Below are 17,081 nucleotides of genomic sequence, written 5' to 3'. Positions count from 1 at the left end.
TAAACCATAGCTGTACATGCTCTGTCCAAGCTTTCTGGAAGATCAAGCGCGTCCTCGTACCAAATACTCTTTCCTCCAAGCACTTCTTCCGTCTTGGAAATATTGATCGTCCGCAACTGTCCGGCCCAATCATATACTTCTTCAAATAAGAACTCATGTACTCTCAAAAAGGATTGCGCATCAAACTTGTCCACAGGAGATTCATATAGAATAGACATTTTAGCGCGTGACAAATCCGCTTCCGCTTTTTCAAGCAAAGACACTTCTCGTATATTAAATTTGTTTTTGAGAACAGAAGTCTCTGGATAGCAATATGGATCTTGCTTCCTCATTTTCTGCCCAATGCACTATAATGTTCAACCAATGCTCTCACCATTTCCGTAGAAGAAATTTCTTCTTGTTGCCACTGGTCAGACAAACGTCTCGCTATCGGAGAAGGCGGAACGCCCTCGATAGAATTAATGGCATATGCAAAAGCGACAGCATTTTTTCTTTTTTGAATACGCTCCATAACATCGCGCTCCTTCACAGATATTATACGCCATGCATATTTTTTTAGCAATCGAAAAATTCTACATAAAGACGAAGTTCTAACTAGAATTTCTACATGCATGGTACGTCTTAATATTTTTACGAGAAGATGCCCTAAATATCTTGCTTGCGCACATTTAGAAAGTCTCCAACATTGCCAAGGCTCTATGTGTGCAGAACAAGCAAAAGCACATGTATATCATGCGTTTCCGCTCGCCTTATGTATCGTTTACCTCTTTGCAGCTTCGTATCAAAATTATTTTTAGCAGCTCTAAAATTGAAAAAGTAAGGACTTCTCGTCCTACTCCAATTCAATTAAATTGCATAAATACGATTGCAAGTTTTATACATTATTCCAAATGCGAATATTCATTTAATGACGCTATCTGTCTTGTTTGTATCTTTGTTTGGTTACTTTGGTGGTTTTAAAACAGGTGCCGAAAAAAACGGCTCATTTTTTCATTCCGTTCTTTGCAAGCTTATTGGCATCTTTAATCGTATCCATATATGCCTGTTCCACTGGCGATAGTGTGAGTTCTTGATATTTTTTATACTCTTCTTTGGCCTTTTTCATTGCTTTATCATGACTGATTGTGCCAAAACCAGTTAATAATTTTCTGCTATTAGATGAGAGAATTGCGTCTAACTGCTCTACATAATCGTTCATATACATTGGCTTATGCTCAATTGCATTAATCTCTGCCAAATCAAAATAACCAGACACAAGATTATTCAACACTTTAAGTTCACTCTCATTTAAATAATTCTTCGCAATTCCAATGTCTTTAAGTGCAGGCAGCTCACCTCTAAACGATGTCAATCCCATAAAAGGTTTTTCTGCATCCGCGCGTTCATATATTATCTCAGCTGCAGTGTGTCCATGAGCTGCATAATGCAATTTATTTTGTACAATTTTGAAAAACAAAATAGACTGTTCACTGCGTGGATCATAATCCACACTTGTTGCATACAAATCTAAAACTTGACGATATAGCACTTTTTCCGATGAACGAATATCTCTAATCCGATCAAGTAACTCTTTCCAGTAGTTACCGCCTCCATTTCCCTTTAATCGTTCATCGTCTATAGTAAACCCCTTTATCATGTATTCCTTTAAACGCTCAGTAGCCCAACGTCTAAATTTTGTGGCAATAGAAGATTTTATTCTATACCCTAGTGAAATTATCATGTCCAAATTGTAATAAGTAGTATTATATTTTTTTCCATCCGAAGCAGTTGTTCGGAATTTCCGAACAACTGCTTCTTCATCAAGTTCTCCCTCTTCAAAAATATGCTTAATATGTTCGCTGACATTTGATTTACTGGATTGATACAGCTCCACAAGCTGCTGTTGCGTAAGCCAGACGGTTTCATCTTGCATTTTAACCTCTATATCTGTCAACCCATTTTCCGTCTGATATATTAGAATTTCTCCATGTTTCTCTTCCATTGCAATCTCCTTATACACAACATATAAACAAATTTTTTAATCCACCAAACATAGTTACTACCAATTACATTATACGGCAGCCATATTTTTTTGACAACCAGAATGTCACGTTACCTCAAATCCCAATCACTATGCGAACAGAACAAGCAAAAGCACATGCAAGCCATGCGCTTCCGCCTGCCTGTGTATCGTTTACCACTTAATATCGTCTTTCTATGCTACTGTTCTGTTGCCAGTCTGCGTATTCTCCGAGAGGTTCAAAAATTGTTTGTAGCTCATGGCAATCTCCACCTTGACCTCATACCCTCTGCCAATCTCAATGCGGCTGAACAACTGGCTCAGTATGACTCTCCGTCGTTCCAGCGCAGCTGATTCATACTCATCCGCCCAGCCCTTGAATTCCTTGTAAAAATCCTCGATCTGCGCCGCGGTATCTTTTTGGTTCTGCTTGTCCATACGTGCTTTTTCGATTTCTTTTTCATATACTGCTACAGAGTCCTCCGCCCGGCTGATCATGCGTGCGAGTGTGGCCTCTGACAGTTTGCTTTTGCCCTCAATGCACTTTATGATCTGCGCTTCATACAATTCCAGCTCCTTTTTGGCTGACTGAAGTTTTGCGTCCAGTTCACGCAGCAGATTTTCTTTGTTCTGGATATTTTTCTTCAGCTGTGCCTCTATCGTAGGGTCTTTCGGCATGCGGGATATCATGGCAAAAATGTCTTTGGCGATTCCCTCCACGATCTCATCTACGATTTCAGCCTTGTAGAGCTGCTGGCCGTCACAGGGGCGTACTTTCAAGCCCTTTGCATAGCAATGGCTCATTGCAAATGTATTTTCCCGTTGTTCCATATTGTTTCTCCATTTCTGTCAGAAAACAAAACAGCTGCACGGGAACCCAATCCGTGCAGCTGTTTTATTATGACTTTATTCTGTTGCCATACGCTCTATAGCCCCTAAAATCAAACTTGCTTTAGACGCCGGGTGAGCACAAACTCCTGAGCCGCTTGTGTGCTGTTCAGCGCGTCCAGTTCTTCATGCACTTCACCGAATTCTCTCTCCATCTTTTCGTACAGCATTTTATGTCCATCGGCAATTTGTACTCTTATGCCTCCGCCATATTTTCCTCGTGTCGTTATAATAGGGTATGTACGTGATAGTTAGTTCATCAATGTCATTGCTGATTGTGCGGAGCGATACACCGAATTCGTGTGCTAAATTTTCTCTTGTATCTTGTCTACGTTGACAAAGAACTTCCAGAATACCACCGCCTCCGACGGAAAAATTGCTGAAATACATTTAAAAATAAGACACAGAACGCTGATTCGACTTTTGCAATTTAATTGATTGAAAAAAAAGATTGAAAACTCATGGTCGTATGTGGCCGACTAAATAAGACTCCGTTCTGTGCCCATATTCCCTTGTGCTCAGATAAAATATTACTGCGCCATGACTGGGGTTCAACCGTCAAAAGCCCTTTTTTTAGCTTTTGTGTATTTAATATCCAATACCAATATTTCGAACATACGTAATATGACAGCTTTTTCCCATTTGGGTAATATAAAACTGCTGGGTTGTTTTGTCGCGCTGTGTATAGGTAATCTATATTAGAATTAATAAGGCCCACGCCCTTATCAGCCAAAGCGCATTCATAGGGGTTCAATGACAGAAGCTTTCCTGTTGGATACCTTGTAATTACATCATCCTCCACTCGGTGTAAGATTGGAAGATATAGTTTATAAGATGACAACAACGAAGGCTCAACCGCTAAAGCCGTATGATAGGCAATTCCAAAGGGAAGGGTATATTCACTGTCGTTTGTTATAATAAATTCATCTTTAAGTCCGACATCTAAAAGCGACACAACACGTTTAAAATGAAAACCTGTAGCGAAATTACTTATACGTTCATCCTGTACAGCGTTCAACAAAACGCTCACCATACCAACAGTTTTTTGTATATTTTCTACGCTCCACGAAGCGTCATACAATAGTCCGTGGATGTGATCACCATTCGTATGATTTTGCGGCAGGTAAAAAGTATGACCGTCGTACAAGAACTGCGCCTGTTGTATACGGTTTGCCGGGAAAAGCAAAGGCGAACCATATTCGAATGGAGCTTTAAGGAGCGCATCAACAGACGATGGCTCTCGAAAGATAGCGATTTCCTGTGTCTGATCCCTCCATAAAAATCGTACGATATTCGCTCCAACTTGTGGTACTATAAGGGCCTGATAATGATTATTTTGCAACTGTATTGCGGGTAATTGATTAAACGAAGTAACTTCTACCGGCATGGATTTTCTCCCTTGCATGTCCTTTTTAATCCCTATCAACGATAATTTTCAGGTGTGCGATTTACTGTGATGCTTATAAATTTCGCCTATGAAATTATCCTGATTTTAATTATTTTCTTTTACCCTAAAAGATCTACATATTGTTTTATGGGAGCTTCACCATAGCAGTTGATATACTCGTCTTCCATTAAACGGCAGGCAAAACTTGTCATTCGCTCAAACCCTATTGAACGATAAAACACCGCATCCTGACGAATAACATGCGGATAAAAAGGTAGTTCCCCAAAGGGCGGCTTCCAAGCATAAAAGCGCGAAAGATCTAACCAATATTCTAACACTTGAGAATCCTTGGTGCCAAACACCCGTAGAAGTTCACCTAAGGCGTTTTTCTGCCCTATGTTCTTTTCACATCTCAAGTCGTTGATTGCAAGCCCAGACATTCGATCAATCGGCGCATATTCCAAAAAAATCCCCGCATCTGGTTTGATCCTCTGCGGCGCTTGAATTGTCTTTTGATACGCAAGATAGCACTGCTTGCCTTGCGGATCACTTTTACGAATACCTTTTAAAATGTGATTGTAAACGATTAACGCTTGATCCGATGCATTCAGTCCTTGGCACTGTGGGCAATGGCAATATTCGCCGTTATCATCTATCCAAAAGTAGAAACGATGACTTTGGGGTGAAGGAAGTAATTTCGCCAATTCTTGCGCTTTCTCTTCTACATAAGTAAGTGCTTCTTGATTGGAAGGACAGAAGTTGAAATCCGCTTTACGAACACCCGCATCATTCATACGAAACCATTCTGGATGTTGATCAAAAGCTGTATGCGGAAGCAACCAATCCATTGCGTGCAGCTCATATTCCACAACGATTCCGGCTGAACGTAACATCTGTAGATTTTTCTTAAATTCTTCATTTTTTAAAAGATCTATCAGATTTTGCACACAGTTTTTTCCACTGTCTGTAAATGCCGCATGGATTCCAACTGCATCTAACCCGCTTTCGATAATTTGCCGAACGCTTCTGCGCGTCAGCTCACTGGGAAAAATTATTATTCCACGAGTGGTCCTTTTCATTGTTATCTCCTTTTCGGTTCAATACCTTTCCAATACGCAATTTGTTTTAAATTCAACCTTTGACCGATCCCACCATAATACCTGAAGCCATATGATTTTGCAGAACCGGATATACCATCAAAATCGGTATAATTGCAAGCGCCGTATACGCCAGCTTAACATTTTCTGTTACAATGGCCTGTCCTGTCCCCATGGCCCCCATATTGGTATTGTTCATAACCATATAAAGAAAATCCTGCAATGTTTTTTTAGACGAATCGGTCACAAAGTATACCGATTCCCGAAAAGTGTTCCAATAATCTACCGCCGTAAAAAGACCGATTGTTACGAGTGTTGGCTTCGAAAGCGGCAATACGACACGCAAAAATGTAACAAATTTACCTGCCCCGTCAATAGCTACCGCTTCCTCAAGTTCGCTGGGAAAGTCAAGAAAAGACGTCCGCATAATGATTACATAAAATGGGTTAATCATAGCAGGTAAGATATATACCCATACACTGTTTAATATTCCCAACTGACGAAATAAAATATAGCTTGGAATAAGTCCCGCACTCAAAAACATTGTAACAATCATCAAAATTGAAATGGCCTTCACACCCGGAAAACGTTTGGAAAGTCCATAAGCAGCTAATGTTATCATGAAAACATTAACAAATGTGCCCACACAGGTGATAAAAATTGTGACCACCAGTGGCTGTAGAACCGTTCCCTGCCCTAAAACATAATGATAATTTTCAAAAGTAATTCGATTTGGCCACAGCATTAACACCTTCTGCATATATTCAGGATAAGATATCAGTGATCCCACAATGACATGCCATAAAGGATAGATAGCAAGTATGCAGGCCAATCCAAACAAAATTGCAATCGCTATTGAAAAAAAGGAGATGCTAATTTTCCTCTTCATCAAATTTTTCTCCCCTTTCAAAATACTCCCTGACCGCCCAACCTTTTTGCTACACGATCACTTGTAAATAAAAACAACGCCGACAGGGCGGAATTGAATAATCCTGCCGCTGTGGAATAACTATATCGGCTGTTACCAATCCCTACACGATAGACAAATGTATCCAATGTATCACCTACCGGCAGGACCTGCGGATTTAGAAGAGTTTGAACTTGGTCAAAGCTTCCTCCAAAGATAGCACCCACGCGTAAAATGAGCATAACTGTCACAACGGGCATAATTTCTTTCAAGGTGATGTACACCAGCTTTTGCCAGCGATTTGCACCATCTATATCCGCCGCCTCATAAAGTTGCGGATCGATCCCCGCTAAGGCGGCAATATAGATAATCATGCTCCATCCAGCTTCCTTCCACAAATCAGAAGCAACAAGAATACCGCGAAAATATTCCTTTGCGCCCAAAAACATAACCGGTTGCAAACCTAGAAGTTCTCTTAAATTGTTAATCGCTCCACCATTAAATGCCAATAAATTTGTAAGAATATTCGCTACAACCACCCACGAAATAAAATGCGGCAGATAGAGAATCGTTTGAATTGGTCTGCGTATACGTTGGCTCTTTATCTCCATCAGCAACAATGCTAGTACAATGGGAAGCGGAAAACAAATCAACAACTTGTATAAATTGATTATTAACGTATTGCAAAACGCTTGCCAAAAACCCGGTGTAGAAAAAAGTTCTTGGAAATATTGGAACCCAACCCAATTACTGTTCTCCAACGGCCGGGTAACACGAAAATCACGAAATGCAATCTGCAGAAAATATAAAGGCCAATATCGAAAAATTATAAGAAATAACAACAATGGCAGCACAAACAAATACCAGCCTTTGGCGCGAGATATCTCGCGCCAAAGGCTAGGCTTTGAAAAAGAAGTGCTTTTTACCGAATTTGTCATAAGCCCACCTCTTTAAAGATTTTCTTTTTAACGGGTTACATGTACCATGTCCGCATCATAACCATTCGCTTTAATAAATTCGTCTGTCAGCTTGGTTAGCTCGGGAACACCTGCATTGTTCATTGCTTCCACGTAAGCATTCCATTCTGTATCCACATCCTTCTCACCGGTAATAAATGATACAAAATAGGATTGATACACTTCCAATATATTTGTACTAAGCTTTACTGTCTCATCTGTGCTAAAATATTGCGCATAGTTATATTCTGCATTGCCCGGCGTGTCCAGCCAATCCACATAGCTCTGTACCCATTCCGAAGTGGTAAGGTCTTGAGATGCGCCAAAATCGGCAAGTTCACCCATCAAATGAATGCTCTGTCCCCATTCCTTGTTCACAACATCTGCGTTCTGAACTTTTTGACCATCTACCACAGTGTGATGTTTTCCCTCAATACCGTATAACGTTAACTCACGCCCCTCGTCGCTCAAAAGATAATCCATAATCTCAAGAACGCGAATACGCTTTGCCTCGCTCATTTCGCTAGAGAAATATGAACTAGCTGCGTAAGGGATACCATGATTTACGTGCGACCCCGCCGGTCCAGCAGGAATTGGGACAAAAGACATCATCTCTGAGCTTGGGTCATATTCTTTCATGGCGCTTTCGTTGGCATCCCACCAAATTTGCACTTGATTCATCATCAACATGCCCGCACGCCCTGTATCAAACTTGGTCATGCAGTCTTCATAACTGTTGCTGAAAAGCTCCGGATCAATCAATCCATTTGCATACAAATCAGCCCAGTATTTGATGCATTCCTTATATGCGGGATCGGTAGCAAAATACTGAAGCTCATCATTGAGATAACCCCACGTATTATAGCCCGTCCAGCAAGAATAGAAGTTTAGCACACCTGAGGTAATACCATCTCCATAAGTGGTAAGTGGGGTCGCACCTTTTCCGTCAAGATCCGCATCTGCGAATGCTTTTAATACATCTTTGTACGCTTCCCAAGTCGTTGGCACTTCAAGCCCAAGTTCATCCATCCAGTCTTTACGGACATAAATGCCAAACGTGAGATATCCCGTAGAATCCGGAACGCAATAGAAGCTACCATCTCGCTCGAGCAGGTTTGCCAACGGACTTTCCAAAGTCGCTTGGATATTTTTAAAGCCGTAGTTCTTGGCATAATCACTGACGTTGATAACCACGCCATCATCCACCAACTGCGGCACCATACTGTCTAGGTTCACACGAAACCAATCCGGTGTTTCTCCCGCGGAGATCTTCATCTGCAATGTAGATGCATAATTGTCCCAGTTCGTGATTGTCGGATTAATCGTAACATTGAATTTGTCATTTAAATATTGAATAATCTCATCGTCAGGCGATACATCCATAACGAAATATGACATTAAATCAATATCAAAATGTTCGTCGTAATTTCCCGGAGCCACTACATTTTCTGTACTCTGGGATACTGACATCGATTGCGCAGTCTCAGAAGATACTGTACCGGAACAACCACTTAGCACCACCACAAAACATAAAGCACACGCCAAAATGGACTTTCCTAGATGTTTCATTCTTGAACTCCTTTCACTCAAACCGAAAAAATATGAAGCGCACTTCTTTAATATCAGTTTACCACCAGTTATCCGGTGGATGTAACGAGACACTTTTAATCAAAACAAGCTACACATTTAACTGAAATTATGTATAATTTACATAACACATAAGTACAATTTGTGCAAAACATAAAATAAGACACGTACCCTATCTCTGCAAAACGGGGATGTACCATTCTTCAGAGGCAGGAGTGCGTGTCTCTTTCTATTTTTTTAGCTATGTATTGAAACTGTTTTTACTGTTACTTCCCGTATATCGATTATTAATAGTCAAGGCCTCAAACGACGCAAGAAGCGCATCGCGTTAAATTCCCCCAAAAGGGCTCTCGCCATTATTTTTTGTCAACATTTCTCCTTTTTGAACTATTTTCGCCCGATATTCAGAAGGCGAGGCTCTATACGTCTTATTGAAAAGCTCTGCAAAATACCGCTCATCGGTATATCCAACTTCGTACGCTATCTTTTGTATGCTGAAACGTGTTGTTTCTAACAGGTGCGCAGCCCAATTCAAACGGCACTCGCGAAGATAACTTGTAAACGTCATGCCAACATTCTTTTTGAACAGAGCTGATAAATACGGGGCGCTGAGGAAAAAGCGCTCTGCAACGTCTTGCAGATGGATATCGGATCGAAAATTTGCCCGAACAAAATTTAGTATCTGCTGCATTTCATCATTACTTTCGACGCAGTTTAGCGCCTCCAGAACCTGTCGCACAATCTTTTTTATCAAAGCATAGAGTACTGTAAAGCAATCGCAAGTCATCAACTGCTTCGACGAGGAGTAATATAGCTGTTGCATTGAGCCACCGTATATGTCTGCCATTCTTGAAAGAATGGCCAGCAGATGCAACTTACATTCTTGTATAAAAATCCCCCGCGCCTTCATGCAACAATGGATATATCGCTCTACTTGCCGCAAAAACTCCTCTTCTTTTCTGCCTGTAAGCAACAAAACCATATGATCTATGCTCCAGCTTTTTTCAAGACAAAAATTTTCTAAACTGCTCTCTACAGTTTGGTACATATAAATGCCGCTAGGATATTTGTATGTTATGTCCAGCATCTTCATCGCTTCATAATACGAGTTTTGGATTTCCCCGCACTCCCCTTTGCATTTACCAGCAGTTATGATACCAATATGCTTCGCACAATAGTCTTGCGCAAATGACTGTATGCATTTTTCTAATGTTGCTTTGTCGGCGGCAGAAACCAAAAGAACCGCATCTCCGCGCTCACTTATTCCCCACAGTATATCAGCTTCAAATCCAATTGGGAGCGTAATGTTTTTTTCCGGGTATTGCGAAATCACAATCATCTGATGCCATATGCCTTTTAGCCGCAATTCCTCCCAGTTTCCTGTTTGAATCCCCTTGAACAAAAATTGGCTTTCGATTGCTCTTTTTTGGTAACTTGTCTGTTCCCGTTCAAACTCCTGCTTTTCCAAAAAGAGATACAACTCATGCAGTACTTTTTCCAAATCTTCAAATAATTCAGTTTTTATCACGTAAGAAAACGCCTTATAAGTAATTGCCTGCTTTGCATATTCAAATTCAGCATAACTGCTTATAAAAACCACCTGCGTTTCAATGTGCTGCTCTTTAATCGCCTTTAACAATTGTATTCCGTCAAACTCTGGCATCCGGATATCTGTTAAAACCACATCTGTCGGTTCTGTTTGAAATTTTCGCAGCGCTTCTCGGCCTCCAGACGCTTGAGCCGTCACAGAAAAGCCTATTTTCTCCCATTCAATGGTTTCTATCAGACCTTCGCGCACGATATCTTCATCTTCTACAATCAAGGTTGTATACAATTTTTTCATTGAACGTTAGGCCTCTCTTCTCCATTTTCAGGTAGCCGATATATCGGCAACAACAGCGTGACAAGTGTTTCATTTTCCGACAGACGCTGTATGCTGAATTGATATGTATTTCCATAAAAAAGACGTATTCTCTCTTTTGTATTCACAAGGCCAATATGGTTATATGTTATTCCCTCTTGCATGTTCTTTTCCAACTTTTTTATTTGGGAAAGCGAAATTCCAATTCCGTCATTCCATAGCTTTAAACAAACTTTTTCATTCTGCATAGATGCATGTAAACTAATGTGCAACCGACCCTCAGCAGGCATTGCATGGGTTATGGCATTTTCAATAAGTGGCTGTAATAAAAATTGCGGAATCACTTGTTCTTCAATTTCACTTGGTATATCATATATAAAATTTATTCTGTCCTTAAATCGAATGTTTTGGATTTTTACGTAGCCACAAATCACATCTATTTCCTTTTGCAATGTCACCCCTTTCTCATGGTGCATAGCGGTCTCTCTCAAAAAAGTGCCAGTTGTTTTTATTGTATCTTCCAATTCTTTTAGCTTACCCGCCCGCAGCATGAACCTCATGCTGACAAACAAATTAGAAATAAAATGGGGATTTAATTGTTCCTTTAATACCATAAGCTCAAGCTGCGTCCGCCTTTTTTCGCTTTGCTCAACCTTTAGCTTCTGTTCGCTTATCAACTGCTGCAATGCGGTTGTCCGATGAAACATCGCAACAAAAGAATTGGCTAACATGCTCAATTCATTATCTAAAAAATTCGGCAGGTACACTTTATCCGATGTATTTGAAGCTTCCTCGAATATTGTTTGAAGCTCTGCAATTGGTTTCGCTAAACGCGCGGCGAAATTGCTGCTCATCATGCTGACGATAAGAATCATCCCGCAAAAAATAAAAATAATATATATCCAAAGCTGTGATACGCCATTCCCTAATACCGCTTCGGGAACAAAGCAAAGCAGACTGAACGAGGTCTCTGGAACAGCTATTAAAAATGCTATCTGCCTCTCGTTTGTTTCCGGATTTATGAAATAGGATTCCTCACTTTCTTTTAGCAACCCTCCCTGCAAGATTCCCTCCGCCAAATGATCCAAATTCGTACTCAACTTCGGATAAAATATGCTCCAGATGTGAGGATCGTATAAATAAGATTTGCTTTTGGCCATTATGCTACTGCTTTCAAGCCAAGCAGTATCAATAAGGTCGTCAACTACAAAGCATATGTATCCTATTGGTTCCTTATTTTCCAATACAGGAAACCAAAAATCCGCTGTCATAACAGAAATACTTTGTTTGTCAAACATTGTAAATATTCCCGAATCTAGCTTTTCCTTGATATCCAGCGGTATCCTGTTTTCCAACGCCATTGATTTATTGGACGAATAGATGCGGTATCCGTTTGCATCATAGATATTTACCGCCAACGTATGAGCAAACTGATAACGGTTTTGATAAATATACTCCGTAATTTTTTGCTCTGCCTGTAATTTTTTTTGCGGTTCCTTCGTGCTCAATTCTCCAATAAAATTTTTGAATTGTCTGTCAAGTATCAGTTGCTTAGCCGAATCCGTATGCCAGCTAATTCCGCTTTGGATATTTTTTGCCGTCTGCCGTGTCACATTTTCAAAATATGTTTTTTCCTGATCTATCAAAATATTTCTATATATCGAAATAGAAAACAAACAAACAGCAGCCAAAGGTACCAGCACCAGAAGATGATGTCTATATACTCTCCTGCGAAGCGATATTTGGTCTCGAATTGCAAAAATAAAGCGGGATAAATTATTTTCGCAATCCTCTTCATCATCTAATGCGGCAAGTAGTTTTTTCATCGGTTCTAAGGTGAATGTTGCCGTTATGTAAAACAGCGGAACAGATAATGCCATAACCAACAAAGACAATATACCCAATTTGAATGTGCACCATAAAACCGGAACGATAATTTGTCTCATATTCACAAAAGCCGTATACTGCAATCCACTGCTTTCCGATCTGTACATCGTAATCAACCACTGGCCGTCTGTAGACATACCACTCAACACACTTATGTTGTTTTCTCGAATTTCTTTTAATTGGGTAATTAAAACAGGTATGTTCTCCACGTCACCCTGCCGATAGAGCGACTTTCCGTTTGCTTCCACCTCAAAAGCCGAAAACGAATTTTCGTCTATTAAATTTCTTATATTCATCACAAAAAGGAACACTCCGTTCGACTCTAAGGCACCTTGAAAGTAACATTGTCCTTCCGTGTCCTTTTCTTTTTGCTGCACATATTCTTTCAACAATAATTGTTCTTTTTCTATGTACAAATACCGATTTTGGGAATGGGGCGCGCACTCCGCATCCTTTGTGCAGACTTCAACCCCGTTAAAAATCGCTCCTCCAACTTTTAAATATATTTTTAACGGAAGAGAAGTTGTGTTACAATACATTGCCAAATTCGTAATAATTTCTTTAGACACTCCAACATTGTTTTCATTTGCTTCCAATTGCTCTGTTATTTGCAACAACAAATCATTTTGCGCAACCTCTTCCGTCAATATTTTTATTCTCTCGAACGCAGATTGCACCTGAATATTCATGTTGTTGAGCTGAGATGCATAAGTTTTTACAGCATTTCCAATATATATTTTTTGAATCGTGTAATAACTCGTAAAGAGTAAAATACAAAAAGAAACCAGCAGTAAAATACCATTGCTGCAAATTAATCTTTTCTTTAATGTATAAGCTTTCTTTTGAGACTTGGCGTACACCATATTTCCCTCTCACCATAAACTGTAAATTTTGTTTTTAGTATATCGCATCTCTCTATGCTATTTCAACTTTAGTTGCTATCCATTTGCACACAATTTCAAGAAATATGTTGGCTAACATCATACAAGTGCACACTTCTGCGTATCATTTTTTCTTTATTAAAAATTGCCTCAGTTAAAAAGATGGTTGCAAAAAGTTCGAAGACACTTTGGAAAGTCCGAAATTCGCGGATTGCTTAGGCAAAAAACAAACCAAGAGTGTATTTTATTATTCTATATCATCCAAGTCTGACTCTGAGCATTGATGATGGGATTATTTATATGACCTTACTTTAACAGTAAATTTTACTCCATTTGGAACAGCATTTTCTTTTATTGGCTTGTTGGCCGTCACTTTTTCATCCTACCCTGCGATTTGTTTCGTGAATGGTTCATCGCCTTGTTGTATGCGTGCGCTGTGCTGATTCGCCCCACCTCTTCAGGTTCTTTCCGTTTGTAGGCGCAGTTAATTTTAAGGCAACACCGCACAGAAGAAGGCAGCGGATGCTGCCAAATATGATATAATGAGTTTATGGATAAACAGATGACAATTTCTGCATTCAGTGATGAACTGGCACAGGTGCGGACAAAGAAAAAGAATTTCTTGACCAGATAGAACGGATCGTCCCGTGGAAGGAATGGCTTGCCATGATTCAGCCGTGCTATTACAAAGGAGAGCGCGGCAACAAACCCTATCCTCTGGAGACCATGCTGCGGCTGTATCTGCTGCAAAATCTCTATGACCTGAGTGATGAGGCAACGGTGGCAGAGGCAATCGACAGCCGCGCATTTTCGGAGTTCTGCGGCGTTGATTCCAGCAACCAGGTGCCGGATGGAGATACCCTCGGCCGCTTTCGGAATCTGCTGATACGCAATGGACTGCAGGAGAAGCTTTTTCGCCAGGTAGTGGAGCTTTTGCAGCAAAGAGGACTTATCCTCAAAAAAGGGACCATTGTGGACTCCACGATCATTGCAGCGCCATCCTCTACAAAAAATCATGAAAAGCAGCGAGATCCGGACGCCCATCAAGTCAAGAAGGGCAACACCTGGCACTTTGGATATAAGGCGCATATCGGCGTGGACAAGGACAGCGGACTGGTTCATACAGTGAAAGCTACTGCGGCAAATGTGCATGACGTTTCGGAAGCATCGAAACTGCTGACCGGAGAAGAAGCTGTTGTCTATGGCGATAGTGGCTATCTGGGAGCCGGTAAGCGAGAAGATGCCATTGTCAGGAACAGGTCAGGCCACAAAATCAGGTACAAAATCAATCGTCGTCCTTCACAGGTAAAGAAACTGAGTAAGAGTGGACAGTACGCCGCCAAAAAAGCAGAGCACGCGAAGTCTTCTGTCAGGGCAAAAGTGGAGCACGTATTCGGCGTCGTCAAGAAGCAGCTGCGCTTCCGAAAGACACGATACCGAGGACTCGAAAAGCAGCAAGCCAAATTCAATATCATGTTTGCGCTGGCAAACCTGATTCTGGCTGACAGGCCCTGCCTGGCGGCTTGAGTCAGTGCGCCTTTGCGGACAAAAAATTCAGAGGTTATCCACAGCTTTTATGTGGCACTTGCTGTGTAATGCGGATTGTGGCACTTGTGCGGTGTTGCCTTAAAAATCGGCTTTGTTCTGTTGATGCTTTCGCCCCGATTCTTTTCAGCTCAAGAGAAAGAGAATCTACAGGACAATCATTGTAAACATCTACAACAACATCTTTTCCTCCACTTTGGAAAGAAAAAAATTTCTTTCTGCCGCTCAATCTCTGCTTTCAGCTGCTCCTTCGTAGGCAAATAAGTAAGATATTTTGACATAAACAATCGATCATTATCATGAAGTACCGAATATCTGGCAATATCCTCATCAGTTTCTGAACACAGCAAAATCCCAATGGTGGGATTATCTCCTTGGCCTCGCTTTAAATCATCATACATGCGCACATACATATCAATTTGACCTACGTCTTGATGTGTGATCTTCCCCATCTTTAAATCAATAAGTACATAACATTTAAGTTCGATATTATAAAAAACAAGATCCAAATAGTAATCCGAAGTTTCCGTTACAATATGTTGCTGACGAGCCACGAACGCAAATCCTCTGCCTAACTCCATCAAAAAATCTCTAATATGTGAAAGAATAGCAGATTCTAAATCTCCCTCTAAACAAGTGTCCTCATTTTTGAATCCGAGGAATTCTGCAATCACTGGGCTTTTGATTAGTTCGAATTGATTTTTTTGAAATTCTGCGGTTTTCCGCTTCATTTCTTCAATTACAGCACCCTTTTCCGGGGTTTGAAGAAGTCTATGATAATATTGCGTACTGATATTGCGATCCAAGGTTCTTGAACTCCAGTTCTCATCAACTGCCTCTTTCATATACCAATATCGTGCATTTTCATCCTGGACACGAAGAAGACTTCGAATATGCGTCCAATTAAGATTGTGAACGCATGCGTTCACAATCTGCTCATCAGGAAAACACTGATAAAACTTGATATAATAATGCAAATTTCTTTTGGAATAATTTTTGCCGAATTCTTTTGTCAAATCATCTGCCAATACAGAAATTAAACCTTTGCCGTACTCTGCACGTTCGTTGCTCCCCAATTCCTGCTCTACAATTCGTTTGCCAATATTCCAATAAGTAAGCAGCATTGCTTTACTGGAAGCACTATAGGCTGCTTCTTGACCAGAAGAAATAATGCTTTTAATTTCTATTATAACTGATTGGTATGGCGTCAAATGATTTTCCATCATATTACCTCAATTTCCCATAATAATTATATTTTAACTTGCTTTTCCTGTCACATCAAGACTTTTTCAAAAGCAGTATCTACTATAGCTGTACATGCTCTGGCCAAACTTTCTGGAAGATCAAGCGCATCTTCGTATCAGATACTCTTTACAGCATACCAAAGTTAGAAAGTAGTATTTAATAAGGCAATTATACGACAGCCATATTTTTTTGGCAACCAGAATGTCACATTTCCTCAATTCCAAATCACTATGCGCACAGGACACGCAAAAGCGCATGCTACCATGCGCTTTTGCCTGCCTGTGTATCGTTTACCACTTAATGTTGTCTTTCTATGCTACTGTTCTGTTGCCAGTCTGCGAATTCTCTGAGAGATTCAAAAATTGTTTGTAGCTCATGGCGATCTCCACCTTGACTTCATATCCTCTGCCGATCTCAATGCGGCTGAACAATTGACTTAGTATGACTCTCCGGCGTTCCAGCGCAGCTGATTCATACTCATCCGCCCAGCCCTTGAATTCCTTGTAAAAATCCTCGATCTGCGCCGCGGTATCTTTTTGGTTCTGCTTGTCCAGGCGTGCTTTTTCGATTTCTTTTTCATATACTGCAACGGCCTCCTCTGCCCGGCTGATCATGCGTGCGAGTGTGGCCTCTGACAGTTTGCTCTTGCCCTCAATGCACTTTATGATCTGCGCTTCATACAATTCCAGCTCCTTTTTGGCTGACTGCAGTTTTGCGTCCAGTTCACGCAGCAGATTTTCTTTGTTCTGGATATTTTTCTTCAGCTGTGCCTCTATCGTAGGGTCTTTCGGCATGCGGGATATCATGGCAAAAATGTCTTTGGCGATTCCCTCCACGATTT

The 17,081-nt window shown here is 40.6% G+C and carries 11 protein-coding genes and 3 pseudogenes; 1 reads left to right on the top strand and 13 read right to left on the bottom strand.

All coding sequences use genetic code 11. From position 1 onward, the window contains the following. The 11 genes and pseudogenes from TQ39_RS21115 to TQ39_RS18365 all read right to left on the bottom strand — a co-directional run. Window positions 1-257 (bottom strand): annotated as a pseudogene (locus tag TQ39_RS21115) (Fic/DOC family protein); the annotation flags it as partial. A 71-nt stretch (window positions 258-328) separates the two neighbouring features. Continuing rightward, window positions 329-511: an antitoxin VbhA family protein gene (locus tag TQ39_RS18410; protein ID WP_050006622.1), complete on the bottom strand. Its 183-nt coding sequence runs from the start codon at window positions 509-511 to the stop codon at window positions 329-331. A gap of 471 nt (window positions 512-982) precedes the next feature. Then, on the bottom strand, window positions 983-1,981 hold the full coding sequence (locus TQ39_RS18405; RefSeq protein ID WP_050006621.1) for a virulence RhuM family protein: 999 nt from the start codon (window positions 1,979-1,981) through the stop codon (window positions 983-985). A 213-nt stretch (window positions 1,982-2,194) separates the two neighbouring features. Then, on the bottom strand, window positions 2,195-2,830 hold the full coding sequence (locus TQ39_RS18400) for a hypothetical protein (protein WP_194229686.1): 636 nt from the start codon (window positions 2,828-2,830) through the stop codon (window positions 2,195-2,197). A gap of 487 nt (window positions 2,831-3,317) precedes the next feature. Next, complete coding sequence (locus TQ39_RS18395; protein WP_050006620.1) at window positions 3,318-4,274, bottom strand: aldose 1-epimerase; 957 nt, start codon at window positions 4,272-4,274, stop codon at window positions 3,318-3,320. 119 nt (window positions 4,275-4,393) lie between these two features. Beyond that, complete coding sequence (locus tag TQ39_RS18390; RefSeq protein ID WP_050006619.1) at window positions 4,394-5,353, bottom strand: DUF4838 domain-containing protein; 960 nt, start codon at window positions 5,351-5,353, stop codon at window positions 4,394-4,396. A gap of 52 nt (window positions 5,354-5,405) precedes the next feature. Next, window positions 5,406-6,260, bottom strand: a complete 855-nt coding sequence (locus tag TQ39_RS18385; protein WP_050006618.1) for a carbohydrate ABC transporter permease — start codon at window positions 6,258-6,260, stop codon at window positions 5,406-5,408. Between the two features lie 17 nt (window positions 6,261-6,277). Continuing rightward, entirely contained in the window at window positions 6,278-7,216 is a 939-nt protein-coding gene (locus TQ39_RS18380; RefSeq protein WP_050006617.1) for an ABC transporter permease, read from the bottom strand. Window positions 7,217-7,243: 27 nt separating this feature from the next. Then, window positions 7,244-8,803 (bottom strand): extracellular solute-binding protein, encoded by a 1,560-nt coding sequence (locus TQ39_RS18375; RefSeq protein ID WP_050006616.1) that lies wholly within the window; start codon window positions 8,801-8,803, stop codon window positions 7,244-7,246. Between the two features lie 346 nt (window positions 8,804-9,149). Beyond that, window positions 9,150-10,664: a response regulator gene (locus TQ39_RS18370; RefSeq protein ID WP_050006615.1), complete on the bottom strand. Its 1,515-nt coding sequence runs from the start codon at window positions 10,662-10,664 to the stop codon at window positions 9,150-9,152. Continuing rightward, a complete protein-coding gene (locus TQ39_RS18365) occupies window positions 10,661-13,432 on the bottom strand; it encodes a sensor histidine kinase (RefSeq protein ID WP_050006614.1) in 2,772 nt (923 codons plus the stop codon). Before TQ39_RS18365 ends, TQ39_RS18370 begins: the two co-directional genes overlap by 4 nt. A gap of 580 nt (window positions 13,433-14,012) precedes the next feature. On the opposite strand from TQ39_RS18365, the pseudogene TQ39_RS18360 reads away from it, so the two are divergent. Beyond that, window positions 14,013-14,977 (top strand): annotated as a pseudogene (locus TQ39_RS18360) (IS5 family transposase). 176 nt (window positions 14,978-15,153) lie between these two features. Here TQ39_RS18360 and TQ39_RS18355 read toward each other — a convergent pair. Both TQ39_RS18355 and TQ39_RS21330 read right to left on the bottom strand, forming a co-directional pair. After that, entirely contained in the window at window positions 15,154-16,221 is a 1,068-nt protein-coding gene (locus TQ39_RS18355; RefSeq protein WP_050006613.1) for a PDDEXK nuclease domain-containing protein, read from the bottom strand. Between the two features lie 330 nt (window positions 16,222-16,551). Next, window positions 16,552-17,081 (bottom strand): annotated as a pseudogene (locus tag TQ39_RS21330) (recombinase family protein); the annotation flags it as partial.

It is taken from the genome of Ruthenibacterium lactatiformans (assembly GCF_000949455.1).
In the GTDB taxonomy this organism is placed as follows: Bacteria; Bacillota; Clostridia; order Oscillospirales; family Ruminococcaceae; genus Ruthenibacterium; species Ruthenibacterium lactatiformans.
Note: the sequence above shows the minus strand (reverse complement) of the source record. Positions and strands in the feature narration are given on the sequence as shown.

Bases quoted from the DNA above. Each gene is read 5' to 3' on its own strand.
- TQ39_RS18365 (WP_050006614.1), bottom strand. From the start codon at position 13,432: ATGGTGTACGCCAAGTCTCAAAAGAAAGCTTATACATTAAAGAAAAGA.
- TQ39_RS18385 (WP_050006618.1), bottom strand. From the start codon at position 6,260: ATGAAGAGGAAAATTAGCATCTCCTTTTTTTCAATAGCGATTGCAATT.
- TQ39_RS18355 (WP_050006613.1), bottom strand. From the start codon at position 16,221: ATGATGGAAAATCATTTGACGCCATACCAATCAGTTATAATAGAAATT.
- TQ39_RS18395 (WP_050006620.1), bottom strand. From the start codon at position 4,274: ATGCCGGTAGAAGTTACTTCGTTTAATCAATTACCCGCAATACAGTTG.
- TQ39_RS18390 (WP_050006619.1), bottom strand. From the start codon at position 5,353: ATGAAAAGGACCACTCGTGGAATAATAATTTTTCCCAGTGAGCTGACG.
- TQ39_RS18405 (WP_050006621.1), bottom strand. From the start codon at position 1,981: ATGGAAGAGAAACATGGAGAAATTCTAATATATCAGACGGAAAATGGG.
- TQ39_RS18380 (WP_050006617.1), bottom strand. From the start codon at position 7,216: ATGACAAATTCGGTAAAAAGCACTTCTTTTTCAAAGCCTAGCCTTTGG.
- TQ39_RS18410 (WP_050006622.1), bottom strand. From the start codon at position 511: ATGGAGCGTATTCAAAAAAGAAAAAATGCTGTCGCTTTTGCATATGCC.
- TQ39_RS18400 (WP_194229686.1), bottom strand. From the start codon at position 2,830: ATGGAACAACGGGAAAATACATTTGCAATGAGCCATTGCTATGCAAAG.
- TQ39_RS18370 (WP_050006615.1), bottom strand. From the start codon at position 10,664: ATGAAAAAATTGTATACAACCTTGATTGTAGAAGATGAAGATATCGTG.
- TQ39_RS18375 (WP_050006616.1), bottom strand. From the start codon at position 8,803: ATGAAACATCTAGGAAAGTCCATTTTGGCGTGTGCTTTATGTTTTGTG.